Source organism: Streptomyces roseochromogenus subsp. oscitans DS 12.976, from assembly GCF_000497445.1.
Lineage (GTDB): Bacteria > Actinomycetota > Actinomycetes > Streptomycetales > Streptomycetaceae > Streptomyces > Streptomyces oscitans.
Genome location: NZ_CM002286.1, coordinates 80593 through 103770, shown reverse-complemented (window position 1 = coordinate 103770; position 23178 = coordinate 80593). Strand labels below are relative to the sequence as shown.

General features: G+C 69.7%; 28 protein-coding genes. 14 read left to right on the top strand and 14 right to left on the bottom strand.

Annotation, left to right across the window (positions count from 1 at the left end; genetic code table 11):
* Positions 1-80 precede the first annotated feature (80 nt).
* A complete protein-coding gene (dapF, locus tag M878_RS91865) occupies positions 81-971 on the bottom strand; it encodes a diaminopimelate epimerase (RefSeq protein ID WP_023554103.1) in 891 nt (296 codons plus the stop codon).
* Complete coding sequence (locus tag M878_RS91860; RefSeq protein WP_023554102.1) at positions 968-1240, bottom strand: hypothetical protein; 273 nt, start codon at positions 1238-1240, stop codon at positions 968-970. The genes dapF (M878_RS91865) and M878_RS91860 overlap by 4 nt, the downstream gene beginning before the upstream one ends.
* A 125-nt stretch (positions 1241-1365) precedes the next feature.
* On the opposite strand from M878_RS91860, the gene M878_RS91855 reads away from it, so the two are divergent.
* From M878_RS91855 to M878_RS91845, 3 genes are all read left to right on the top strand, one after another.
* Positions 1366-2136 carry a GntR family transcriptional regulator gene (locus tag M878_RS91855; RefSeq protein ID WP_023554101.1) on the top strand — a complete coding sequence of 257 codons (771 nt, stop codon included), beginning with the start codon at positions 1366-1368 and terminating at the stop codon, positions 2134-2136.
* 96 nt (positions 2137-2232) lie between these two features.
* Positions 2233-3144, top strand: coding sequence for a hypothetical protein (locus M878_RS91850; protein WP_023554100.1), 912 nt, complete (start codon positions 2233-2235; stop codon positions 3142-3144).
* A gap of 432 nt (positions 3145-3576) precedes the next feature.
* A complete protein-coding gene (locus M878_RS91845) occupies positions 3577-4341 on the top strand; it encodes a GntR family transcriptional regulator (protein ID WP_023554099.1) in 765 nt (254 codons plus the stop codon).
* A gap of 77 nt (positions 4342-4418) precedes the next feature.
* On the opposite strand, the gene M878_RS91840 is transcribed toward M878_RS91845, so the two are convergent.
* The 4 genes from M878_RS91840 to M878_RS91825 all read right to left on the bottom strand — a co-directional run bounded on the left by M878_RS91840 (position 4419) and on the right by M878_RS91825 (position 8037).
* Positions 4419-5507 carry a fatty acid desaturase gene (locus tag M878_RS91840; protein WP_023554098.1) on the bottom strand — a complete coding sequence of 363 codons (1089 nt, stop codon included), beginning with the start codon at positions 5505-5507 and terminating at the stop codon, positions 4419-4421.
* Positions 5508-5597: 90 nt separating this feature from the next.
* The gene (dapF, locus tag M878_RS92810) at positions 5598-6590 is read right to left on the bottom strand and encodes a diaminopimelate epimerase (protein ID WP_023554097.1); all 993 of its coding nucleotides are present in this window, start codon (positions 6588-6590) and stop codon (positions 5598-5600) included.
* A 144-nt stretch (positions 6591-6734) separates the two neighbouring features.
* Complete coding sequence (locus tag M878_RS91830; protein WP_023554096.1) at positions 6735-7046, bottom strand: hypothetical protein; 312 nt, start codon at positions 7044-7046, stop codon at positions 6735-6737.
* 82 nt (positions 7047-7128) lie between these two features.
* Positions 7129-8037 (bottom strand): hypothetical protein, encoded by a 909-nt coding sequence (locus tag M878_RS91825; protein ID WP_031227516.1) that lies wholly within the window; start codon positions 8035-8037, stop codon positions 7129-7131.
* Positions 8038-8228: 191 nt separating this feature from the next.
* Here M878_RS91825 and M878_RS91820 point away from each other — a divergent pair, with 191 nt between their 5' ends.
* Entirely contained in the window at positions 8229-8774 is a 546-nt protein-coding gene (locus M878_RS91820) for a GNAT family N-acetyltransferase (protein ID WP_023554094.1), read from the top strand.
* A gap of 76 nt (positions 8775-8850) precedes the next feature.
* On the opposite strand, the gene M878_RS97165 is transcribed toward M878_RS91820, so the two are convergent.
* On the bottom strand, positions 8851-9150 hold the full coding sequence (locus M878_RS97165) for a hypothetical protein (protein ID WP_158692954.1): 300 nt from the start codon (positions 9148-9150) through the stop codon (positions 8851-8853).
* A 77-nt stretch (positions 9151-9227) separates the two neighbouring features.
* Entirely contained in the window at positions 9228-10685 is a 1458-nt protein-coding gene (locus M878_RS98150) for a hypothetical protein (protein ID WP_158692953.1), read from the bottom strand.
* A 307-nt stretch (positions 10686-10992) separates the two neighbouring features.
* Between M878_RS98150 and M878_RS91805 the strand changes: the two genes are divergently transcribed.
* The gene (locus M878_RS91805; RefSeq protein WP_023554091.1) at positions 10993-11352 is read left to right on the top strand and encodes a hypothetical protein; all 360 of its coding nucleotides are present in this window, start codon (positions 10993-10995) and stop codon (positions 11350-11352) included.
* A gap of 101 nt (positions 11353-11453) precedes the next feature.
* Positions 11454-11663, top strand: coding sequence for a DUF6207 family protein (locus M878_RS91800; RefSeq protein ID WP_023554090.1), 210 nt, complete (start codon positions 11454-11456; stop codon positions 11661-11663).
* Between the two features lie 6 nt (positions 11664-11669).
* Here M878_RS91800 and M878_RS91795 read toward each other — a convergent pair whose 3' ends face one another.
* A complete protein-coding gene (locus tag M878_RS91795; RefSeq protein ID WP_023554089.1) occupies positions 11670-12683 on the bottom strand; it encodes a DNA polymerase Y family protein in 1014 nt (337 codons plus the stop codon).
* An 86-nt stretch (positions 12684-12769) separates the two neighbouring features.
* On the opposite strand from M878_RS91795, the gene M878_RS91790 reads away from it, so the two are divergent.
* Entirely contained in the window at positions 12770-13108 is a 339-nt protein-coding gene (locus M878_RS91790; RefSeq protein WP_023554088.1) for a DUF6233 domain-containing protein, read from the top strand.
* 112 nt (positions 13109-13220) lie between these two features.
* Here M878_RS91790 and M878_RS91785 read toward each other — a convergent pair whose 3' ends face one another.
* Positions 13221-13736 carry a Ku family protein gene (locus M878_RS91785; protein ID WP_158692952.1) on the bottom strand — a complete coding sequence of 172 codons (516 nt, stop codon included), beginning with the start codon at positions 13734-13736 and terminating at the stop codon, positions 13221-13223.
* A gap of 54 nt (positions 13737-13790) precedes the next feature.
* Here M878_RS91785 and ku point away from each other — a divergent pair, with 54 nt between their 5' ends.
* The 3 genes from ku to M878_RS91770 all read left to right on the top strand — a co-directional run bounded on the left by ku (position 13791) and on the right by M878_RS91770 (position 15608).
* Positions 13791-14549, top strand: a complete 759-nt coding sequence (ku, locus tag M878_RS91780) for a non-homologous end joining protein Ku (RefSeq protein ID WP_031227515.1) — start codon at positions 13791-13793, stop codon at positions 14547-14549.
* A 175-nt stretch (positions 14550-14724) separates the two neighbouring features.
* Complete coding sequence (locus M878_RS91775; RefSeq protein ID WP_023554085.1) at positions 14725-15105, top strand: DUF6907 domain-containing protein; 381 nt, start codon at positions 14725-14727, stop codon at positions 15103-15105.
* 5 nt (positions 15106-15110) lie between these two features.
* On the top strand, positions 15111-15608 hold the full coding sequence (locus tag M878_RS91770; protein WP_158692951.1) for a hypothetical protein: 498 nt from the start codon (positions 15111-15113) through the stop codon (positions 15606-15608).
* A 95-nt stretch (positions 15609-15703) separates the two neighbouring features.
* On the opposite strand, the gene M878_RS99170 is transcribed toward M878_RS91770, so the two are convergent.
* Positions 15704-16009 carry a hypothetical protein gene (locus M878_RS99170; protein ID WP_023554083.1) on the bottom strand — a complete coding sequence of 102 codons (306 nt, stop codon included), beginning with the start codon at positions 16007-16009 and terminating at the stop codon, positions 15704-15706.
* A 229-nt stretch (positions 16010-16238) separates the two neighbouring features.
* Between M878_RS99170 and M878_RS91760 the strand changes: the two genes are divergently transcribed.
* From M878_RS91760 to M878_RS91745, 4 genes are all read left to right on the top strand, one after another.
* Positions 16239-17099, top strand: a complete 861-nt coding sequence (locus tag M878_RS91760; RefSeq protein ID WP_023554081.1) for a hypothetical protein — start codon at positions 16239-16241, stop codon at positions 17097-17099.
* A 209-nt stretch (positions 17100-17308) separates the two neighbouring features.
* Positions 17309-17887 carry a hypothetical protein gene (locus M878_RS91755; protein ID WP_023554080.1) on the top strand — a complete coding sequence of 193 codons (579 nt, stop codon included), beginning with the start codon at positions 17309-17311 and terminating at the stop codon, positions 17885-17887.
* Positions 17888-18012: 125 nt separating this feature from the next.
* The gene (locus tag M878_RS91750) at positions 18013-18306 is read left to right on the top strand and encodes a hypothetical protein (RefSeq protein ID WP_023554079.1); all 294 of its coding nucleotides are present in this window, start codon (positions 18013-18015) and stop codon (positions 18304-18306) included.
* Positions 18303-18569 carry a hypothetical protein gene (locus tag M878_RS91745; protein ID WP_023554078.1) on the top strand — a complete coding sequence of 89 codons (267 nt, stop codon included), beginning with the start codon at positions 18303-18305 and terminating at the stop codon, positions 18567-18569. The genes M878_RS91750 and M878_RS91745 overlap by 4 nt, the downstream gene beginning before the upstream one ends.
* Before the next feature lie 24 nt (positions 18570-18593).
* Here M878_RS91745 and M878_RS91740 read toward each other — a convergent pair whose 3' ends face one another.
* The 3 genes from M878_RS91740 to M878_RS95850 all read right to left on the bottom strand — a co-directional run.
* Positions 18594-19211 (bottom strand): hypothetical protein, encoded by a 618-nt coding sequence (locus M878_RS91740; protein WP_023554077.1) that lies wholly within the window; start codon positions 19209-19211, stop codon positions 18594-18596.
* A 236-nt stretch (positions 19212-19447) separates the two neighbouring features.
* Positions 19448-21928 carry a hypothetical protein gene (locus M878_RS91735; RefSeq protein ID WP_209445720.1) on the bottom strand — a complete coding sequence of 827 codons (2481 nt, stop codon included), beginning with the start codon at positions 21926-21928 and terminating at the stop codon, positions 19448-19450.
* A 999-nt stretch (positions 21929-22927) separates the two neighbouring features.
* Positions 22928-23178: GIY-YIG nuclease family protein (locus tag M878_RS95850; RefSeq protein WP_209445718.1), on the bottom strand; the 251-nt coding region annotated here is incomplete at its 5' end.

Sequence of the window (23178 nt, the reverse complement as noted above, 5' to 3'; positions counted from 1 at the left end):
GGGGGCAGTCTGCGGCAGTGCGACCCCCGCATCGGCCTGGCACGACGGCTCGGCAGGTGCCGTTGCCGACGCGCCTTGGGTCAGTCGCAGGTTTCCCCGGCGTGGGGAAGGCGGATCGTGCCCACGGTGGTGATGACGGCGGGGCCGGTCAGAGTCATGGCGCCGTCGGCCGCAACGGACACGTGCAGGGTTCCGCCGGGGAGGTCGACGCGGTAGTCGGCGGCGTCGCTCTGGCCGGTGTGGTGCCGGTGGGCGGCGACGGCGGCGCAGGCGCCGGTGCCGCAGGCGCGGGTTTCGCCCACACCCCGCTCGTGGACGCGCAGCGCGAGGTGGTCCGTACCGAGCACGACGGCGACCTCGATGGTGACCCCGAAGGGATAGGCGCCGGCCGGTTCGACGGCGGGCGGGATGCTCAGGTCTCCGGCGTCTGCGAGGGCGTCGACGAAAACGACGGCGTGGGGGTTGCCCACGTCGACATGGGTGGCGGGCCAGCTTTTCCCACCGCTGGTGGTGACGGTGATGTCGTCGGGGCCCGGGAAGGCGGGGATGCCCATGGCCACGGTGACCGTGCCCCGCAGACCGTGGCTTCGGTCGGGAACGTAGACGTGACGGATGCCGGCGCGGGTGGCGATGGCGAAGGAGCCCGGCGTGCACCGGCCGGTGTCCACGAGGTAGCGGGCCAGGACACGGATGCCGTTGCCGCACATCGAACCGGGAGTCCCGTCGGCGTTGCGGTAGTCCATGAACCACTCGGCTCGGTCGGCCATCGCGGCGGCCTCGGGCTCGGCGGCGCAGCGCACGGCGCGCAGGATGCCGTCGGCTCCGACTCCGGTGTGGGGGTCGGCCAGGCTGCAGATGGTCGCCTCATTGAGGCGGAAGCGACCGTGGGGGTCGGGCAGAACGATGAAGGAGTTCGCACAGCCATGCCCCTTGGCGAAGGGCACGCTGACGGTCTGGGTACTGGTGTTCATGGGCGGGGGCCTTGTCGTCGTAATTCGATGCGCAGCCAGGCGATCTGTCCGTCGGGGGTGCTGCTGACGCCGTACTCGGTGCCGAGCTCGAGGACGGCCAGGAGACGGGTCCACCGCTGTAGAGCCGCGTCGGTGACGTCGGCCTCGATACGGATCGCATCCAGCTCTGCGGCGATGCGGGGCGGGGTGCCGGTCAGCTCGGCGAGCTGCTGGGCGACCGTCGCGGCCGCAGTACGGATGGCGGCTCTCTGGTGGCGGTCGTAGCCCACTGCACCCACATTCGATCTAGTGGCGATTACTGCGCGCTCTTATTGGTCCCCCATTTTTTTATTGGTGGACTAAATTGTCAATCCGTTTCAACCAGGCTGTGAGCAAGGGGAGATCAGGGAGATGCATGGCTGACCGTCAGGAGGCGGGGTACCTGCGCGTCGCCCAGGCCATCCGAGACCGCATCGCCGACGGCACTTGGCAGCCCGGCCACAAACTCCCCAACCGGCCCGCGCTGGCCGCCGAATACGGCGTAGGAGAAAACACCGTCCGCCAGGCCCTGGAGATCCTCCTCGCCGAGGGCCTGCTGGAGAGCTTCCGCGGCCGCGGCCGCGGCACTTTCGTCCGCGCCCCGCGCGAACGCCACATCCTGCCGCGCACCTGGACCCCCATCGCCGCGCCAGGCCGCCTCGGGCTCACCCCGGCCGGCCTTCCAACGAGCGTGGAAGCGGAGAGCACCGCCAAGGTCGCGGCCCCGGCACCGATCGCCGCCCGCCTGGGCATCGCGGAGGGCGGGCTATGCGTTCACACCGAATACGAGGTGCTCGCTGACGTCCGGTGCGTGCTGACGGCCACCAGCTGGGAGCCCTACGCCCTGACCAAGGGCACCCCGGTCGTCCTGCCCGAGGGCGGTCCCCTGGCCGGCCGCGGAGTGGTCGAACGGATGGCCCAGATCGGCATCACCGTCGCGCGCGTCACCGAGGTGCCCCGCCCCGTCCAGCTCGACCGCGAGACAGCACAGCTGCTCGGCACCACCCCTGGCGCGCAGGCGGTGCGGATCGAGCGCACGCACTACGACACTGGCGGCCGGCCCGTGGAGACGGCGGACATCCTGGTGCCGGCGGAGCGGTGGGACATCACGTACGACCTCCCCCTCGACACGGTGCCCCGCACCTGACACTGGCCCGGGGGAGCCCGCGCCCGCCCGGGGTCGGCTTGGTCATCAACACACAGCACGGCCCGTAGGGGCTGAAGTTAGGGAGGGGACGGGCTCATGGCCGCACCGCGCAGCGACTCCGCAGGGCGGGCCGTCGACGCCTTAGCGTCACCCGCGCTCACGAACCTGATCGGGGTCATCGGAATCGTCACCCCGATCACCGCGTGGCTCACCGCGGGCGGAACCACAAAGAATGCCCTCCTGATCGTCGAGACGTTGATCGTGATGGCACTGGTCGGCTCGCACATCTGGCTGCGCAAGCGCTTCATTCAGCTGAGGCGTGCCAATAACCTGCGGGACATGGATGACGCGCACTATTACGACCTGGTCCGGGCGAAGCTGGAGAACGAGCTGGTCTCCGACTACGGCTCCGTCGCTGACGGTCACCTCCAGGTCTACGCCACCGAAGTGCCCCGCCTGTCGGTCATGCTGCTCCAGACACTGATGGAGTCCCAGTCGCAGCCCCAGCGGATCCTCGCCAGCGACCTGACCACCGACCCCGACCTGCTGACCCGCCGCCGCGAGTACCTCGCCGCAAACCGCCAGCTGCTTCAGGCCGGCGGCACCATCAGCAGGCTGTTCATCGCCTACGAACGCGACCTGACCCGCGAGGACTACGCCCGCAGCCTGCTGAACCTCATCAACTACCACCGCGACCTGGGCGTCACGTGCGGACTGGCCGTACGTGACCGGCTGCGCGCCGACCAGGCCGTGGACGTCGTCATCATCTCCGCAGCCGCCGCCCTCGTCGAAGAAGAACAAGGCGACGCCGACTACACCAAGGGCCGCAGCACCGTCCATTTCAAGGGCGTCGACCGCTGGATCGAACGATTCGAATCCGCCTGGGGCCGGGGCAACGGCGCCGACTCCGCCACCGCGGCACTGCGCACCTACGAGAACGCCGCCCGCCCGTTGCTCGACGCCGCCTGGGATGAAGCCGGCATCCGGCAGACCGTCAACTCCCTGTAGCAGCGGACCTCCCGCCCTTCCTGTCTATGTCAAGGTCCGGCCCTGTGCCGGGCCTTGACGCTTTGCCGCGATGACCGGTGGGATTCGCTGCGACCCCGCACCCACCGTGATCTCCGACGCAGGCCCACCGGCCGCCAGGGCCGCACTGCCCGGCGATCTAGTCGCCGCGGCCGGGCACTTGTGCCCGTGTCCGAGGCGGATCGCGAACCGGAGGTACGGCCCGCCGGCAGCAGGGCGGTGAGCAGCATCGGAGGAACGGTGCCGCAGATGTACGTCGGGACGGCCCCCCTCATCCGATGCTCCTTAACCCCAGCTCACAGATCTTCCACCAGGTCAGTCACGTAAAGTGGTACTGCAGTAGCCGCCTTCTGGCGCATGAGCTTGTCAATTGGGTCACCCTGTTCCGCCGTGGCAGAGCCGTACGGAGTCCGCATGGGCCTTGAGCCGCCCCCGTACCTGCGTGTCGCCGATGACCTGCGCCGCCGCGTTGCCGCCGGAGAATGGGAGGTCGGCGAGAAGCTGCCCAGCCGTGCCAAGCTGGCCACCGCCTACGGCGTTGGCACCAACGTGCTGCAAAAGGCCCAGGAGCGGTTGATCACCGAAGGCGTGCTGGAGGGCCGTGCAGGCTCCGGCACCTACGTACGCATACCGCGCGAGCGCCGCCGGATGGTCCGCATCCGCCAACACGAACAGCCCGGTGGTCCCTCATCCGGGGCGGACACGGCCGTGTGCGGCTCAGTGGGTACATGGGAGTCCCATTCGCAGGCCCGTACACCCGCACCGGACCACATTGCCCACCGATTGGGCATCGCTCCGGGCAGTCTGTGTGTGCGGACCCATTACGAGTACCTGGCCGACGGACAGCCGGTGCAGGTCACGGTCAGCTGGGAGCCGATGGCGATCACCGGCGAGACCCCGATCGTGCTGCCCGAAATGGGACCCATGGCTGGGAAAGGCGTCGTCGCGCGGATGCTCTCCATCGGGATCACCGTCGACTCCGCAACCGAAGTTCCCCGCCCCGCCCGCGCGACCCAGGCCCAAGCCAACATCCTCGGCATCAGCCTCGGCGACCTGGTCCTCATCATCGAACGCACCTACTACGACACCGACGGCCGCGCCGTCGAGACGGCCGACATCGTGGTGCCTGACATGCGGTGGGAAGTCGCCTACGAGATCGGCGTTCAGAAGCCTCGATAGGAAGCATGCCCTCCACAGCCTGGCTGTGAAGGGCATGTCATGGCAGACGGCACAGGCCTGCGACGCCGGGGAGATGCTCAGGCCACCGGCTGGCGCTCCTTCTGCCCCAGCGGCCCCATCTGCAGGCCCGGCCGAGAGACGACCTTCCCTGTCAGCGCGCTGAAGTGCCGACGCGCGACCGCGCTGTCGCCGCCGAGGAACAGGGCATCCGGGGTGTAGGCGGGAGTGCCGACGATGCCCCTCTCCACGGCGGGCAGGTAGTTCCAGCGCACCGCAGGGTGGGCGGAGTGGGCGTAGTGGTAGAGGTCGCCATACGGCAACCAGGTTCCCCGGGCGAGCAGGGCGAGCACCGGGTTGTTCGGGTACAGACGCAGACACCGTGCGGCTTCGACCACGGCAGGCGGCCCCTCGATGGGGTCAGCGTCCCACCAGCGGTGCTCGACGAGCAGGGACATCCAGGCCAGCTGCGGATACAGCAGCAGGCGGGGCAGGACGAACACGCACAGCGTCGCCTGCCAGCCGAAGGCTGCCGTGATGGCGACAGGCGCGGCTGCGAAGCCGGCCGGGCGCCACCAGCGCGCAGTGCTGGTGCGCAGGTTGTCGGCGATACCCCGCAGTGTTGCGGCCAGGCCGGCCGGGGTGAGCGGGTAGACCAGGGCCAGCGCGAAGCGGGTCGAGGTGACCCCAGAATGCAGGCCCGCATCATGAAGCTCCCGCAGGTTGGGGTCGGCTCCGATCACGGTGGCGTTGGGGTGATGCTCGCGCACGTGGCGCCGGCGGCGGACCGGGACCGGCACAAAGCCGAGCGGGATGTGGACGGCGGCTTCGGCAAGCAGAGTGGCTGCGCGCGGGCTTTGGGTCAGGACGCCATGGACGGCGAAGTGACTGACCTCCTGCAGGTGGCGAAACTTCACCGCACCGGCGAGGGCACCGGCCATCCACCCAGCGAGGCCGCCGTGCGCTGCGATCAGGCACCAGCCGAGCAGCTCGAGCCAGTGGCCGGCCAGCAGCAGTACGGGAGTGATGTTGTTCGCGCGGGCGCGTTGCAACGCCATGACGTCGCGCAGTGACGCTAACTGATGGCGGCCGCGGCGCGGGCTGAACCACCAGCGGTCCAACTGCCGCACCGCGATACCGGCGACGATGATCCCCAGGTACGTGACCAAGACCGTCCCTTTCACGGGTCCCTGTGCCGGGGGCGGCCAGATCCGGCGCGGCCGCGGCACAAGCCCGCTTGCGGGGGCGGGCCGCTGGAACTAGACGTCGGTCAGGCTGATCCCGGCTTCCTGCAGTACCTTGCGATTCTCACTGTTCAGAGCGGCGAATGCATTAACTTCGTCGAGATAGGCCTCACCGACGTACTCAACCGGGCCGTCGCCGAGCAGCACCTGGGGATCGACCTGCGCGGAGTAGACCTTCGTGGCGTTGCCCTCCAGGACCGGCCGCCAGACGTCCCCCTCCGGCTGCAGCCAGCTGCGGGCGATCCCGCCCGGGTTGCGGATCACCACCGGCTGTTCCGGGGCCACCTGGCCCAGGCGGGAGAGCACCGCGCGGGAGGCGGCCACGCCCGAGCCGCACGACAGGGTCAGGCCCGCGCCCCGCTCGAAGGTGCGGATGAACACCTCTGCGGGCGCGAGCGGCAGGACGAAGGAGACGTTCGCGCCGATCGGGAAGACGTCCGGCGTGGTGGCCACCCGCGTGCCGGTGGCCACCAGATCGGCCTCGTCGTAGGTGTCGACAACGGAGACCAGGTGCGAGTTGGGCACCGCGAGCGCTGTGACGCGGCGGGAGGGGTGGAAGGCCGGCAGCAACTGGTCCACGAAGGAACCCTCGGCCTGGGCCACGATCGGCTCGGCGGGGGTGAAGTCCACGGCGGGCAGGTCGACGGCGACCTGGCGCACGCCGTGCGAGGTGGTGTCGGCGGCGCGGACGGTGAAGGCGTACGGGCCGGTGTGGAGCACCACGCTCTCGGCCTGGTGGCGGTCGAGCAGGAGGCGGCCGGCGCCGCGCATGCCGTTGCCGCACAGCAGCGCTGCGGAGCCGTCGGGGTTGTAGAACCAGGCCTGCGCCGTTCCGTCGCCGTGGTCGGCAACGAAGTACACGCCGTCGCTACCGAACCCGCGCCGGCGGTCGCACATCAGCCCGACGGCGCGGGCGATGTCAGGCTGGGCGAAGTGGTCGGTAGGGGCGCCGTCGATGACGAGGATGTCGTTCTGGGAGCCATGAGTCTTGGTGATCGAGAGCGCCATCGTGTCCGTCCGTCGTTCGCTACCGGCCCTCCCCATAGGGACCAGCCCTGACCAGGCCAGTCTAGGCGCCGGTCACAGCCCGCCCGCGTCACAGGCCAGGCGCGGGCGGGCTGGCGCTCAGAACCCGTCTTGAACCGTCACCGCTCACCTCTCGCTGCGGCGGGACCAGCGGGTGGTCAGCGACACGACGATGGCGAGGCCAACCACAGTCCCAATGCCGACACCGGCCAGGCCGCCCAGCATGGAACCGGTCAGGTCCGCGTCGGGATCGCCGTCCACGAGCGCCCCGTAGAGCGCAGGGCCTTCGGCCACGAACAGGCCTAGGAGCAGCATCGGCACGCCGCCGGCGGGGTTGCCGTGGCGATGCCCGGAGACGGCCGAGATCAGTAGCGCTGCCGCAGTCGTCAGGGAGAGCACGGCGGCGGCGTAGTACGGGCCGTTGAAGGACAGGTCCATAAGTCTTCCCCTGGGCATGGGCCGCGGATATGGCCGCACTGTATCGATCTGCACTGACAGCCAGAGGTTCAGAGTCGGGATCTCACAGCTGGGCGATCGTGGCCCGGACAGCGTCCTCGTCCCAGCCCGCGCCCGCCAGCATCGGCCGAACGCGGGACTCGAAGGCGCTCAGCGCGAACGGTGCGGAGGTCGAGCCGTGACCCCAGGTCGACTCAAACCGGCCCGCCCACCGCTCCACCGACTTGAAGTACACCGACGAGCGGCCGCGGATGTATTCGGCATCCCCCTGCTCCTCCTCCACCAGGACAGCGGCATTGGAGATGACGACGAAGTCGATGGCCTGGTCGGCCCGCAGCCGGTCACGCACAGCCAGGGCGCACTGAACGCCCAGCGACCGGTGGTGGTCGATGAGCTCCAGCAGCGAGCGGGCGAAACTCTCCTTGGCCAGGTCATCGGCCCAGCAGATGAACAGGCGCTGGATGCTGCCGCCCGCCTCGACCAGATGCCGGTTCACAGCCAGGTACTCGCGGCGCGCGGTGAGCAGGCTTGGATTCGTGGTCAGATCAGCGGCCAGGACCCGCTTGGGCTCGGAGCCGGACTCGATCAAGATGCGGAACAGCATGACCGACAGCCTCGGCACCTCGGACGCGTAGACCTGAAGATGTCCGTCGGCGATCTCACCGAAGTCGGCGATCAGCTCCTGCTCGAGCTGCGCCCGGATCAGCGCGAAGTACTTCGCATCGGCCATGTCCCGGTCGTTAGCGCGCCGCAGCTGGATGTAGATGCGGCGCAACCACATGTAGTTCGCGATCATGAGGAGCAGCAGGATCGTCTCGACGATCAGCAGGATGTTCGTCAGGTTCTTCTGCTGCATCGCCCACGCGACGGCGGGCGTGGCGAGGCCGATGATGCCGATCAGGGCGTTGAGGGCCTGCGACGAGAGCATTTCGGCGACCCGAGTGCCCAGATCCCGGCGCGGTGGTGTCGGCATTCCCTCAATCCCCCTTGAGTGCCTTTGAGTTCGCGGCTAGATCATGATTCCCGAGTGCTGCCGACACGGGCAAGATGCACCGCAGCCAACCTCCTGGTTCGCCGGTCGGTCCGGACGTCCGCAGACTGCAGGATCATTCGAGTTTGGGGAACTCCCGTAGGCGCGTCATCGTGCCGTGCCAAGCTGCACTGATGATCGAAACTGAGCGCCTGATCCTGCGCCGATTCCAGCTCGCCGACGCGGCTTCGCTCGCGGCCTATCGCAATAACCCGGACATCGCCCGGTACCAGGCCTGGCCCTCCCCGCTCACCCCCGAGGCCGCTACGGAACAGGTTCGCAAGTACAGCGAGCAGGACCCCGAGCAGCCCGGATGGTTCCAGTACGCCATCGAGCTCAAGGCCGACCACAGTCTCGCAGGTGACCTCGGCGTGCTCCTTCACGACAACCGCATGCAGGCCGAGCTGGGCGGCACCCTCAGGCCGGCCCTCCACGGCAGCGGATACGCCCTCGAGGTTCTGCAGGCCATCCTGGAGCACCTGTTCGCCAAGGGGCTCCACCGCGTCTCCGCCGAATGCGACGCCCGCAACACCCCCTCGGCCCGCCTCATGGAACGCGCAGGCTTCCTCCTCGAAGGCCAGCGCCCCGAATTCACCCGGAACATCAACACAGGCGAATGGACCGACACCCTTCTCTTCGGACTGCTGGCCAGCCGATGGAAGACACTCACGGCCCGGTAAGCCGAAGGCCCGGATCGGTAGGATCCGGGCCTTCGGTAGCGCCACGTACGGCGGCGGTCACCACCAGTGATCAGCTTCAGTTCGGGTTCTTGCCGACCAGCGCAGTCAGCAGCTCGACAATCTGCGCCTGATTCTGGTCCATCTTCGCCTCAAGGGCATCGAAACGGTCGTTGACCCTGGTAAACCCATCACGAACCTCACGGCGCAACGCCGCCTGGCCCTCGATGACCGCCGCGAAATTCCCACCCGTCTGCACCTGCATCGCCTCGACACGGTCCTCGACCGCTTCGATGCGGCGGGTCAGCGCCTCGATCTCCCTCTGCGTGATGCGGTCCTCGGCCACGCGGGACTCCCCCAGATCATGTGCGGTGCTCATCAGGCCCTCCACGATATCGCGGCCCGCCACATCCCCGGCCCCGTGCCGGGCGCCGCTGCCACCGCCCAGGCTGAGGCCTACGGCCGCCGTACGCGCTTCAGCCACCGCCCCAGGGCCCACCGACGCCCGCCCTCGCCCGGATCGGGTGGCGGGAGCGGCGGCAGGGGCGGGACCGGAGGGAGCAGCTGGGGCGGCGCGGGTTGATTATCTGGGACAGCCGGCCGGGCAGGCAGGGGCGGCCCAGGTGGTGACTGCGGCTCGGCCGACGTGGGTGTCGACGGGCTACCAGGCGACGCCACTCCTTCCGTCAGCGAGCCGGTCGGAGTGGGGGGTGAGGGCAGCGGGATCGGCAGGCCGGCGCTACCCCGGCCCGGAGGCGTGAGTGGCCGGGCGGCGGAAGTATCCGGCGCCGCCGTGGTGGGGCGGGGATCCTTCCGCACGGCGGGCTGAGGCGCCCGCGTACGGGAAGTTGCAGTCGAAGACGCGGATGGTGATGCCGGTGTCGCCGGGGTACGCCGAGCCGACGAGGCGGCTGAGCGCCTGCCAACGGCTTTGGTAACGCGCCCGGTTCGCGCAGTGGACGTCTGTGCCGGTCTCGCCGCAGCACGTTGGCGGGGAGTGAGGGCCGGCGGGCAGGAGGGTTCGCTCACGTCACCGGTGGCTTCATCGCTCGTCCAGTAGGCGATCTGCCAATGATCATCGGCAAAGAGCCGCAGCTGGGGTACGCGGCCGTCGGCCCACACATCCCAGTCGCCGACCGCCAGGACGTGGGTGCCCTCGCTCAGCGGGGCGATCAGCGAGGGATACCAGGAGCGCAGGACCACTTCGAAGCGCAGCACCCCGGTCGGATCGGCGGTGGCGATCACCGCGTACGGCCGGTCGTTCCTGTCCCGGCGCACATGCTGCACTGTCCCGTACAGAGCGACCGGGTAACCAGGCTGCCTGCCGGTGCGGATAAGCGTGTACAGCCCGGCGTACGAGGTGTACGTGGGCCCGTAGCAGAACTCCTCCCACAGGACGGGGCGCTTCCTCCCGTACGGCAGGACCCTGAACCGGTTGACCATCTTGCTGTCGAAATCATGGGCGATCAGGAACCGGACGATCTTCACCGCAGAGTTGATCAGCGCGGGCAGCGGCGGCGGCACCGTCGTGATCCGGCGGTCGATCGCCTCCCCGTCCAACGGAGCACCGTCGGGGCCGGGACGCTCTGTGCCGGGCTGGGAAAGATCCTGGGGCAGGGTCAGGCGCAGCACGCCCTTGTCGGCCGTGGCCAGGCCCTCGGATCCCTGCGCGATCGAGGTGATGACCTCGACCGGATTCAGCGGGCAGCCGGCACGGTGCTCGATGTTGTTCTTGAGGCGGAAATACGCCGCATAGGGGGTGCCGTCGCGTTTGGTGTAGCCGCCGATCTCGCGCACGGCGCTGCCGCAGTCGCGCTCCCAACAGACCAGGTCCTCGCCTCGCCACGACGGCTGGCGGTCGATCTCGTATGCGTAGACCGGCTGCCCGGTCCGCTTAACCCGCGCCCTGTGCACGTAACCCCACCCCGCTCACCCATCCCGTCCAGACGGCCACGTCCCTGATACGGCAACGAATTACCGCCGCGGATCATGCCCGGCTCCCCCGTACCGACGCGGTGGATCGACGAGCGCGCCCGCGTAACTCCGTACCGACATGGCACTGCGGTCCCAGGGTCGGCGCGGTCCGCGCCGGGATACCGTCACAGGCGGATCTGGTGGCGCAGCGCGCCCTTGCGGGACTCATAACTCTAAGCGGGCGCTGACTCCCTGCAGAGGCGCTGTCTCGGGAGCCTTGTCAGCGGGTCGAACTAATGTGAGAGCCGTGGCAACGTACGACTACCCCGACGACCTTCTCACCGCGCAGCAGGACCTCACACAGGTGCGGGCCGACCTCGCAGCCCTGATCACAGCCTTGCCGTACTCCGTCGAGCCGATGGAGGCCTGGCAGCGCCCCGACGGCTGCTGGCAGAGCACACCCCGGTCCTACCCGGACTCACCGGGCTGGTCGGAGCAGGAACAGAAGGACGTCACGGCGCTGCGCGACAAGGAACGCGACCTGGCCACCGCCATCGTCACCCACGACTTCTGGAACCACGTCGCCCAGGCCGAGCTGTCCGAGGCCCGGTCCCAGCTCAAGCACGCCCTCGGCCGCGAGGACGGCGAGGGCCGGAAGGAGCAGTAGCCGAGGCGGACTCCGGGGCAACAACGGCCGGCCCGATACTCGGCTGGGTGAAGCCGGCGCGACGGGAGAACTCCGGCGGGCGCCGAAGCGTCGTGCCAGGCATGGAGCCGATCATCGAAGCACATGTGGCCGAGCCCGGGCTGGCCGTGGTGGAGATCGCGGCCTGCGACGATCGCACTGCCCTCGCCGTCCAGGATTTGCTCGCCGCGCAATGGGCGACCGCGGTGGCGGACCGGACGACGCGGGATCCCGGGCAGCCCGGTGTGCGGCTGCGCTGCTACCTGGACGTGCGGCAGGAACTCGGTCGGTAACGCCGGTCATGAAGCGCGGCGGAGCACCGCGACGGCGGCAGGGCCGATCGCGCCCGGGCCGAACTTCGCGCGGATGCGGTCCATAGTCTGTTCGGCAACGAGCCGGGACTCGCGTCCAGCGTCCAGGCTGATCTGGCAGGCAACGCGGTCGGCGTCCAGCAGATCCTCGGCCTTCAGAGCGATCCCGGTCAGACGCGCACGCTGGAGGCCGGCGGCGTCCATCAACTGATAGGCCACGGTGCGCAGATCGTCGTCATGGCCCGATGGCTCGGCCATGCGGCGGGTCTTCTCCCAGCTGGTGCCGCCCGCGAACTTCAGGGTCAGCGTCAGCGCCTGCGCCGCCTGCCCGCGGCGGCGCAGCAGCAGCCCCAAATGCACGGCCAGATCGAGCAGGACGGCCCGGACGGTTGCTCCGTCGAGGACGTGACGGTCGAAGCGATGGCGTACGGAGGCGGAGGCGGGCAGCGCGCGGGAGACGACGGGGCGCGGGTCGATGCCGCGGGCGCGGTCGGCGGCGAGCCGACCGGCCTTCTTGCCGAGCAGTCGCTGCACGGTGGCCGGAGAGACGGAGGCCAGCAGGCCGATGCAGTGGATGCCGTAGTCGCGGAGCACGGCGGCCTGGCGCGGTCCGATGCCGTGCAGGGCCTCCACCGGCAGCGGCCCGAGCCAGTCGGCGACCTGGTCCGGGGCGACGGCGAGGACGCCTCCGGGATCGGGGATCTGGGCGGAGGCGGTCGCGGCGACCGTGATCGACGGGCCGATGCCGATCCGGAGGTCGACGGCGAGGCGGGAGATGGACCGGATCCGAAGAACCTCACCGAGGCGGCGGGCATCGGTGCCGTGGTAGCGCAGCGCCCCCTTGAGCTCGGTCAAGGCCGCGGTCGGAGGCAGGGCCTGGACCACCGGGGACAGGCCGGACAGCAGCTCCAGCACCTGCCGGTATACCGCCTCTGGCAGCCGGTCCGGGCAACGCACATGCATCACTGTCGACCGCACGACCCGCATCGAGCCCTCGTTCATTCGGTCACCTCCCACCCCTCACGGTAGAACAAATTTTCGAGATCGTGAGCCTGTCGAGGACCGACCGGGACCTTAATATCGTAAATATGTTCGATGATCTGCCGCCTGATCTGGAGCGGCTGCACACGCTGCGGGTGTGGCACGCGATGTGGCTGGCGCGGATCGACGGGAAGATCGAGCAGCTCCTTCAACGGCAGGCCGAACAGGAGCAAGGGCGCCGCGCGAAGCCGCAGCCGCCGGAGTGGATCGTCGAACTCGGGATCGGTGTCGGCCGGCCGCCCGTGCAGGTCCACCAGGGCTCCTGCTACATGGCCGGCAAGCGACGCCGCCCTGTCGGCCGGGAGGAGGCCCGGCACCTGCTCACCGGCGGCACCAGCCCCTGCTCCCACTGCAGGCCTGACATCGGCCTCGGGATCACGGGCTGATGCCGCCATCGCCCGGCCCGCCTCGTTCTTCCGCCCAGCCTTGCTCGCTTTTCGAGGGCATGGCACCGACGATGCACGTGGCTGCGTGTGCGGAACCGGGTCGCCGCCGGGGTCACGAGCGCTTACGGGGGCGCGGGTTCCACGGCGTCGAGGCCACGCCGGGCGAGGCTTCGCCACGTTCGACGCCAGCGTCCTGGACGGACTGTCGGAGTGCTTCCATCAGGTCGACCAGCTGCGGACGCCACCCCGGCCCGACCGGGCCGGCGAGGTGGTGGGCGTGGAGGTTGGCGTTGACCAGGGCGGCAAGGGCCTGGGCGTAGTGGTCGGTCAGGTCGGGAACCTCATCGAGCGTGTCGACGCTGCGGACCTCGAGGAGGTCGAGGGCAGCGGCCAGCTTCTCCTCGTCAACCGCGGTGGTGCGGGAAGGAGCGACGCCGGCCGCAGGGCGCACCTCGTCGCCCCAGCGCAACGCGTTGAGATTGTGGGCAGGGCTTGATGCCGTCCGTTGTCCGCCGCGAGTCCAGCTGGAGCAGGAGATAGCGCGGCCCGATGATCGGGGCGAGGGCGACGGGGCGGCGAACGCCAGCCGGTACTGCTCCGCGAGCTGGCCGACGGCTACGGCCCGCACTCGTACAGCTCCGCGCGACGGGCGCTTGCCATCCTGCGCTTTTAACGTCGAGCCATGCGATCGATCTGGAAGGGCACCCTCGCTTTTGGCATGGTCGCGCTCCCTGTCGACCTGTATGCCGCTACCGAGGAACACGGGCCTGGCCTGCATCTCGTGCATGCCGCCGACGGCGGCCGGGTGCGGCACAAGCGAGTATGCGAGCTGGACGGACAGCAGCTCACCCCCCATGAGACCGCGCGTGGCTGGGACACCCCCGACGGCCGGACGGTCGTCATCACCGATGCCGACCTGGACGCGCTGCCGCTGCCGACGAAACGAGTGATCGAGGTCCTGGGCTTCGTCGAAAGCGGCGACGTCGATCCGCTGCTGTATGCACGTCCGTACTGGGTAGGAGCCGCTGCTGCTGGGGCCCAGCGTCCGTACGCGCTCCTCGTTGAGGCGCTGGCCCGCACCGGACGGATCGGCGTGTGCAAACTGGCTCTCCGCTCGCGTGAGCGGCTGGCCGTGCTCAGGCCCAGGAATGGGATCTTGGTGTGCCAGACGCTCCACTGGCCGGAGGAGATCCGAGATCCGGGTGACCTCTCCAGCCCCGCCCCCACCACGGGGCGTGAGTTGGAGCTCGCGGAGGTCTCCGAGATGTCCGGCGTGGACGTCGACGAACTGCACGATGACTACGCCGCCGCCCTCAACGTGCTCGTGGACACGCTCGCCGCTGGCGAGCAGATGGCACCGCCACGGGAACCGGCCCCTCCCGAAGACCTGATGGCTGCCCTGGAAGCCTCGGTGCGGCGTGCTCGGAGCACACGTTCGTGACTGGCGGCCTGATGGCCCGCTCGACACGCAGCCGCTAGAGGAGTCGCGATCCGCCGCTTCACCGAGATCCGCGTCATCCCGCTGTCCCGCCCGGACTGTCGTCCGCCGCTGCGCGGCGAGCGGGCCGGAAGGCATCCGGAATAGATCATTCCGAATAGATGACAGAATCGCCTCCATGCACGCGCACGACTGGATGCTGACAGTAACGGGAGACAACTGCCCGCAATGGTGTTCTGCGGACCACACCGATGAGGACCCGGAGCACGATTCGGTCTTCCACGAGTCCGAGCCCATCACCCTGGAATTGCCCTCGCTGATCAACGCAGACCGATTCCGCCTGGCGTTCACCACCGTCTGCAGCGAGGACTACCGAACCCGAGACGAGGGGCGCCGCCCCGCGCGCGTCGACATTGGCGCGGAGTCCGAGCACACGGGTGCCGTGCACGACTACGGACCAGTCCCCTCCGTCGAAGCCCTCGACAAGCTGATCACTGACCTCCGGCACGCCGCTGACGCCCTGGAGCAGTGGCGCGGCCGTCTGCCCTCCGCCGCCTGATCACGATGCTCGCCAAGCTCCACCGTCGCCGCTCCCCAGCACCCGCCCGGTCCGTTCCTCAGCGCCCCGCCGAGCCGCCGCTTGCTGCGGCCCCACTGGTCGACGCGAAGATGCTGGTGCGGACCGAGCGGGCGCGAGCCGCGCTCGGCCGGATCATGGAGCTGGACCAGTCGGCCGAGCCGACGTGGTTCGCCCGCGTACGCGCCGGCGAAACCGTATCCGTCACGGCCGACCAATGGCAGCAGGTGAGCGACTACCTGCAGGGCGTCCCCGCGGAATTCGTACTGTCCGATGCCGCCGTCACCGACCTGCTGGAACGGATAGAGGTAGCCGAGGAACTGATGGACCTGCGACAACAGGGCGTGAGAGTCCATCCATGCCGGGGATCGATCATCAGTGCTGCCGCCGCCCGTGACCTGTTGGCAATCGCGCGGCAGGCGCAGGCGAACGAAGCAAACCGACGTAACCACCAGCCGCCGTCGACCAGAACCGAGGTGCGGTAGGAGGGACGTCCGCGCCGGGCAGACGCCTCCAGGACCAGCGCGAGCACCGCGGTGAGCCGGACCTGGCCCGGGGTAGCCCTCGCGCAGCATCCACGTCACGAACGCCACCAGCCCCCCCGGTAACCCTCCAGCTCCGGCAGCTCGGTGGCGGCGCAGAACCGTTCCCACACCCGCCAGCTCTTGGCGTAGGTGTCGACGGTGTTCTCCGGGGTGATCTCGGCGGCGACCGCATCGGCCAGATCCTCGGCCTCGGCCAGGCGCCGGGCGGCGTCGACGCCGTGACGTTCGGCCCACCGCTCGATGAGCGCCTGGCGCTCGGCGGCCGCCGGCTCCAGCAGTGCCGGAGCCCTGTCCGGCTCGGCGACGTCGACGGCGGCCGCCGCCTCCAGGATCACGGTCACGGGCGGTCGCACTCCCCGGGCAGGCGCTCCTCGACGGCGCGCAGCGGGATGTACTTGGCCCGCGGCCAGCGGGAGGTGTCGAAGCCCTCGGGGAGGAGCAGAACGGCCAACCACCGAACGAGCCCAGGCCACGGCGCAAGTCCGCTGGATCAGCAGCCGAATTGCATTGCTTCTGATCCCGGTGCCGGTCCACTCTCTCAGCACACCTCTAATCAGAAGAGAGGCGCCGATGACCGGCTCGCTCAACCTGCCCAACGGAAACACCCTCTGGCTGGAGGAGGCCCCCAAGGGACTGCGGCTTCAGCCCGTACTCGGCGGCGCCCGCCTCGAGCTGTCCCTCCGTACATGGGCGAACCAGGCCACACCGCAGACCAGTCTGCTGCTCTCGGCGACCCTGCTGGTGGGCCAGAACCCGAGCCACGACCTGCAGGAACTGGCCCTGGTCTCGGTGCAGCAGGCCGTCAACGTCACGGTCTCTCCCAACCAGACCGTCTTCGTCGGCCACGTGAGCGGCCAGGCGCTGCTGGAGACTGAGGAACTGCGGGCCGGCGGCGCGCTGTGGCTGGTGCTGCGAAGACTGCGCGGCATCTCCGTGGGAGGCGATCCGGTCGGCTTCGAGTTCTCCTCGGGCGGCGACCTGGCGGTCGAAGTCTTCTCGGAGCAGTGGAGCACGCAGATGGAGAAGGTCAGCTCGGCCTCGTACATCGACGTGATGGTGCCGATCACCGACGACCCGGAGCTGCAGAAGGCGGCGGGACGGCTGCGGACGGCGCGCAGCTACATCCGCGACGGCATCTTCAACGCGGTCGCCGCCGAGCTGCGCCAGGCGCTCGACGCGGTCCGCGTCGCCTACGACACCCGGAAGCAGGCGCCGACGATCCGGGACAAGAAGTCCCGGGACCGCAGCGTGCTGGAGCGCTGGATGCTCGAGGTGGAGGACATCTACTCGCACCTGAGCGCCTTCATCCACGACGACGAGGAGGCCATCGCCGGGGCCGCACTCGACCGTGCCCAGGCGGTGGAGCTGCTGGCGAACGTCGCGGGCAAGGTGCACCGCCTGGCCGCCGACCGCCGGGCTCAGCTGATCTGACCCCCTGGTTCCTGGACGCCAGCGGGGAAACCGGGGGGCATGCGGTGATTCTCCAAAGTCGGACGGTCACCGGCTTCCAGCGCGGAGGACCCGCTGGTGCGCCTAGAACAGCACGGAGATCACACGCCACAGAACCCGCGTATCACCCCCACGCGGATGGCGTGTCCGTCCTCGAAGGATCCACCGGCGGCACGTCGTAGGGTGCCGCCATGACCGGCACCGCCTCGCTCGACTCCGCGCAACAGCTCATCGCAGCGTTGCGGCACGGCGAAGCCCTCGATGATGCTGCCGAAGCCCTGGGAGTCGGACTCACATCGGTATGGGCGGCGGCCCGCAGCGATGTCCGGCTCACGATTGCGCTGGCCGGCCGCGACCCGGACGCCGCCGCGGAGCGCGCCCGGATCGCCCGCGCCGAGTACCTTCGGCTGCTCGCGCTCGGGGTGCCCCGCGCCCGGGCAGAGCTGATCCTGGGCGAGGGTGACCCGAGTTCATGGCGGACGGATCCGGCGTACGCGCGGGCCTGTGACGCTGTCGTGGAGGCCGCCGTGCCGTACGGCTACGCCCGTCAGCTCCGGCTCACCCCGCAGCGAGTGGCCCGGTTCCTCCACACGCTGCGCCGGGAGGGCAGGAAAGGCAGTGTGAAGGCGGCGGCTGCCGCCGTCGGCATCTCCCCGTCGGCTGTCTACCAGCGCCGCCACCGCGACCCGGAGTTCGCTCGGGCCATGGACCGGGCGCGCGCCGAGGCCGGTCACCGCACCCCTCACGGCGGGGAGAACCGCCCACCATAGGGGAGACTGGGTCCTCCCCGGCGACGCGCCTGTGTCCGGCCGATGCGCTGCCGTCGTCGGGGGATTCTCCCCATGACCAGCTGCTCCCGAGTAGCGTCGTATGCAGCACCCAGGAGGAGGCCACCGTGACCGCTCAACCCGAGCACTCCGGCGTCAGCCAGTTCAGCCCGCCCATGCGCACGCTCGCCGAGCTGCGCGAGGCGCTGTCGACGTGGGGCTTCCCCGGTGACCGGCAGGAGTTCGAGAGGGAACTCGACGCCATCGAGCTGGACGACCTGACCGCGGTCCGCGAGATCGCTCAGGCCTACCGGCACCGCGTCCTCATGCGGTACGACTCCGGCGCCATGGCCGCCCTCGCCCGGCCTGCCGACGACGTTGAGGCCGAACTGCGCCGCAAGCTCGCCGAGGCCGCCCGGTGACCCACGCCTTCTTCAGCGACCCCGCCGAGAAGATCCTCACCGAACTCAGCCCGACCGAGCGGGCCGCCGTCGAGAGCGTGCGCCGCTCACTCGAAGACAACCCGGCGCAAGGCCGCGGCCTGCCAGACGCCGACCCCCGCAGTGAGTCCCGCGTCGTCGAGCTGCTGCCCGAGCAGACCGGCGGCCGCGGAATCTCCGTCGTCTACCGCTACAGCCAGGACCTGGACGCCGTCCTCATCCTCTGGCTGATCGCCGGACCGTAGGAACATCCGCTGGCGGGGCTCCGGTCAGATCCGCGCTCGCCAGTGCAGGATTATCCGTGCGTCGTGCAGCGCGGCAGAGTCCGGGGCCGGACCGGCCCGAAGTTCGATCTTGGTGAAGAAGATCTGGCACAGCCGCTGTTTCCAGCGCGCGTCCATTGTGTTCCACCACGCGGCCAGCCAGCGGGGGCTGAAGGCGTCCTCGTCCATCAGGTACCGCTCTGTCCTCCGGTGCCGCCGAAGCTCAGCACGCTTGGCGTCGATCGCGGCGGCTGGCGCATCGGCGCGGTCCTCCATCTCGGCCAACTCCAGCTGCTGTGCAGCCTGTTCCAGCTCCATGTACTGGACGAGGCCGCGTGTGAGTTCCTCTGCGACGGCCGGCTTGGCCATCTCGCCCAAGAGGTGATGCGCCACGTAGTCCTCCAGGGCGAGTGCGGGCATCACGGCGCCCGCGCACACGGCAAACGCGTTGTTCAGGCACAGGTAGTGCGGGTCGACGGTCCCGGGCGGTGGCGGCGACACAGGCCCGTGGCAGTGTCCGCATTCGATCGAGGTCGCAGCGAGTATGTTGTCCCACTGCTGCGCGATATCGCTCACGTGGTGGTCCTTCAGGGTGTCGCGGTAGCCGGCGGCGACGGTGAACAAGGGGGCAGTCGGCGGCCCGGCAGGTCCGGATCGGCTGGCTGACTTGCTCGGCGTTAACAACTCCGTGGCCAGAGTGGAGGTTTCTACCTGGCACATGCTGGCGACGCACCGAACTGCCCGGGGAGCGCCGACGGCCAGGCCGTCACGCTGATCTGGCCAGCGCCGCCGTTCCGCTCCGCCGCCTGGCGGCGCGGTCAGGGCCTGGCGGGCGAGATAGCTGCCGCTCAGCTCAGTGCTTACGCGATCACCGCCCTGGCCGTGCCGCCGTCCAGCGGCCGGGCGGCCAGCCGGGTCAGCCGTACCGCCGTCTGCGCACGCAGCTGCTCCAGTCGCGACGTCAGCAGGTACTCGGCGGCACGCTCCCGGGCGGTGTAGGCGGCCTTCGTCGCCGGCGCGACGGCCCCCGCACTGGTCGGGTTGTGCCGGTACCAGCGGCGGCCCTGCTCACTCTGGAACGCCCGCTGTGCCTCCGCTTCGGCGTCCTCGGACCGGGCCAGCCGACGCAGTGCCGCCTCGCGACGCTCGTCCCGGATCCGCCGTGCCACCTGCGGTGCGGTGTGGGCCACCGCGTCCGGGTCCTCATCCTGGCAGCAGGCACGCTCGCATGCCGCCGCCAGCAGAGTCCGGGTGTCTCGCTCGCACTGCTCGATCATCGCCCTGACCGCGTCGGGGTCGGTGAGGTCGGCCCGTGCGGCGACGGCCAGCTCGACCGCCTCCCGGATGAGAGTCTCCGTGTGGCGCGCCAGCTCCTTGGTGCGCCGGCGGGAGGTGCACTGTGGGCAAAGACCTGCCGATTCCGGTAGGCCGCAGTCCTCGCACGGCAGCATCCCCCGTGCCAGCCACGCCGCCTCCGCCTCCTGTTGCTCGCGCTCCGCCCTCTCCCGGGCAGCCGCACGGGCGGCATCGCGGCGCGCCCGCTCGACGGCGGCCTGCTCGCGCCGCCGCACCAGATCCGCCGCCTCGGCTGTTGCGTGCTCGCGGAGCCGGTCCTCGAGGACGCGCCGGCGCTCCCTGGCGGACAGGCCGGGCAGTTCCCGGTCGATGTCCGAGCCGATCCGGGCCCGGCGGGCGGCGCGGATGTGGATCACGTTGGCGCAGTTTTCGCACCCGGTCCCGGTATCCAGCCGGATTCCGTCGTCGCAGCGCCGGTCCGTGCACGAGGATCGCTGGATCAGTCCCCGCCGGATCAGCCACCCGTACGGGCTGGTGACTAGGGCCTCACCGCCTGTCTCCTGCAGGCGGTCGGTGAGGCGGTCGGCGAGCAGCCGCGGCGCACCGCCGGGCAGCGCGAGCAGGCTCTCCAGGCGGGCCAGCTCCGTCTTCGCCGCAGCTTCCACCTGGTCCTGCTGCCACCGGCTCAGCCGCTGCCACAGCCATGCCACCGGCCCCAGGGCCACCCGCAGACGAAGATCAGCCGGAAGGCCCGCCCTCCGCTGCTGCGTCTTTCGACCACCCACGGCCTTCGGTCGGCCACCGGCTCCAGCCCCGGCAGCACGCTGCCCATCACGCCCTTCGACCGGGGACTTCTCCGGCTTTTCCCCGCGCAGCGGGCCGTCCTCGGCCACCGACGACGCCGACTCGACAACGGCGGCCTGGCCGTCTGCGGCCTGGTCCTCGCGCACGCACGCGCGCTCCGACCGACGGCCTTCAGCCCCACGGCCTTCGCCGGAAAAACCACAAGAGAGCTGCGGGGGAACTACGGGAATAACCACAGAAGCGTGGTCTGCGTGGAGCTCTGCACTATCGGGACGCTCCTGATCCCCAGCTTCCCCGACCTGCTCAGCACCGCCGATCCCAGAGGTACCAAGGGCACCAGCAGCACCGGCCTGACCATGATCTCCGACTGCACCAACGGGACGCTGCGAAAACACCGTCCCGGAGCCCGAAACGGCCTCCGCAGAGACCAGCGTCCGGCCGTACGCGCGGGCCACTGGCAGCAGCATGACCCGGCCACGACCGCGCATCCGCGTCGCCGTCGCCTTGTGCTCACGCGCCACCACCCCGGCCTCCGTCAACCGGGCCAGCACCTTCCGCGCCCCGGCCGGCGAGCAGCCCAGCAGCCGGGCCAGCGTCGCCGCGCCGCGCCCCTCCCGCGCCTTCACCGAGCCGCCGCACAGTTGCAGCCAGCCCGAGGCACGGGTGGTCAGCACCATCAGCAGCAGCCCGAGCCGGTCGGTCGCAGCCCCCTTGCCGGTCCGGCCGGCCAGCAGCCCCGGCGGCGTCGGCTCCTTGCCCTCCGGCGCCCAGCCCGGCCCGAACAGCGCCTCGATCAGGCGCAGCAGCGTCGCCAGCTCCGCCTTCGACAACGCCAGAGGGTGGACGGCCCCGCCGCTCTTGCGGGCGCGCCACAGGGGCATGAGCAGGCATTCAAGGCCGGTCGGGTGACCCTGTGTGTCCGTCACCACCTTCGTGTGCAGCGCGTCCGACTTCCGCATCGGGGACAGCACGTTGCGGTGGACCGACGACTCACCCACCCCCAGCCACCGGCCAAGCTCCGCGACCCAGATCGACGTCTGGTTGTCGTTCTTCGCGCCCCTGGGAGCCCGCGACTTCGCGTACAGCACCACTGCCGCCAACTTCGGCGCGTCCTTCAACCCGGCGATCGACGGGTCCGCCAGCAGCGCCTGGACCGCGGCGAGCAACCGCAGCCGCATCGCGCGACCAAGACGCAGCGGGTCCTCCGGGCCCTTGCTGTCCGGCTTCCCGCAGGCTGGCATCGACCGCAGCCGCCGCGCACCCTTGCCGACCGACGTCGACGGTGAAACATCCGTCGCAGCTGCTGCGGCAGTCACCGCAGACCCCCGGCTGACCACACCCAGCCAGACGGCCGAATACCACGGGCGAGTCGGCGGCCCCGGGCGGATTCGTACGCAACGGAGCACGCCACAGCCTGCTCAGGACCGGCGCACACGAACGCTGACAGTTCGAAGATCACGCAGGGAAGGGGGACACCGAAACGGCCGGATGTGACACCCCTCCCCCACCCAACTACCCGAGTGACCTCACAAAAGGGCAGAAAACAACCACAGGAATGCGTCACATCAGACGCATCCAGCCCGCAAAACCGGAGCAACCGGGCGTGGGCAGGCTGGCGCAGGACAAACTCGTCGTGCAAAATGGCGACGGCCTCCTTCTCTGGAAGACGGCACAAAGAAGCCCCCTCGGGGTGCTTCAGCAGGTTGCGGAACCTGAAATCGAACTGTTCGGCCGGGTGCGAACCGGGCGAACAATCCCTTCGGAGGGCGGCGAAACCCTCCGGTGGCAGATGGGCGCTGAGCCTGGGTGACGGCGAATCACCTATGGCTGGGTGGCCCGGGGCGGCATGAAGACCCGCGATGCGGGCGCCGCCCCCCGACGACTACGTCATCCCGGCCCCCTCACCAGAGGTGCGGCCCGGGGTGCGTGCGGACAACACAAGCGCCCCGTCGACGGACCAGCAACCGGCAAGGCTGCTGACCCCACGGCGGGGTGCGGTGTGTGCGCGTGCGGGTACGGGTACCCTGATCACGTCGGCACCTTCCTTCTCGCGAAAAGGGTGCTCGGCAGGCTTCCGGACCCCCACCACAAAGGTCCGTCGGCCACGTGGCCCCTCCTGGCTTTTCCAAGGCCGGTGGATGGGGCCACTTCCTTTTTGATCAACGTTCTGGGCCACCCTACCGTTCCCGCGATACTCCAGGGATCCCCAGGGGCCACGTGTCGGATTCAGGGTGATGTCCCTAGAGCGCGACATCATGTGACCCCGACTCAAAATCGGCTGCCGCACGCCGAAGAAGCGCCACGGCATCAACATCGGCGAAGTCAAACCATTCACCCCGGACTCGTCGGCGGGCGAAGCGACGGTGAAGGAAGGCTTCGAGGGAGAGACCTCCCGGGTGGGACCAGAGCAGGTCAAGACGTGTCGCGAGGCCTGTGGCCAGATCCCTCCGACGCCTCTGTGGATCATTGCTCATGCCGAGTTTGATCAAAT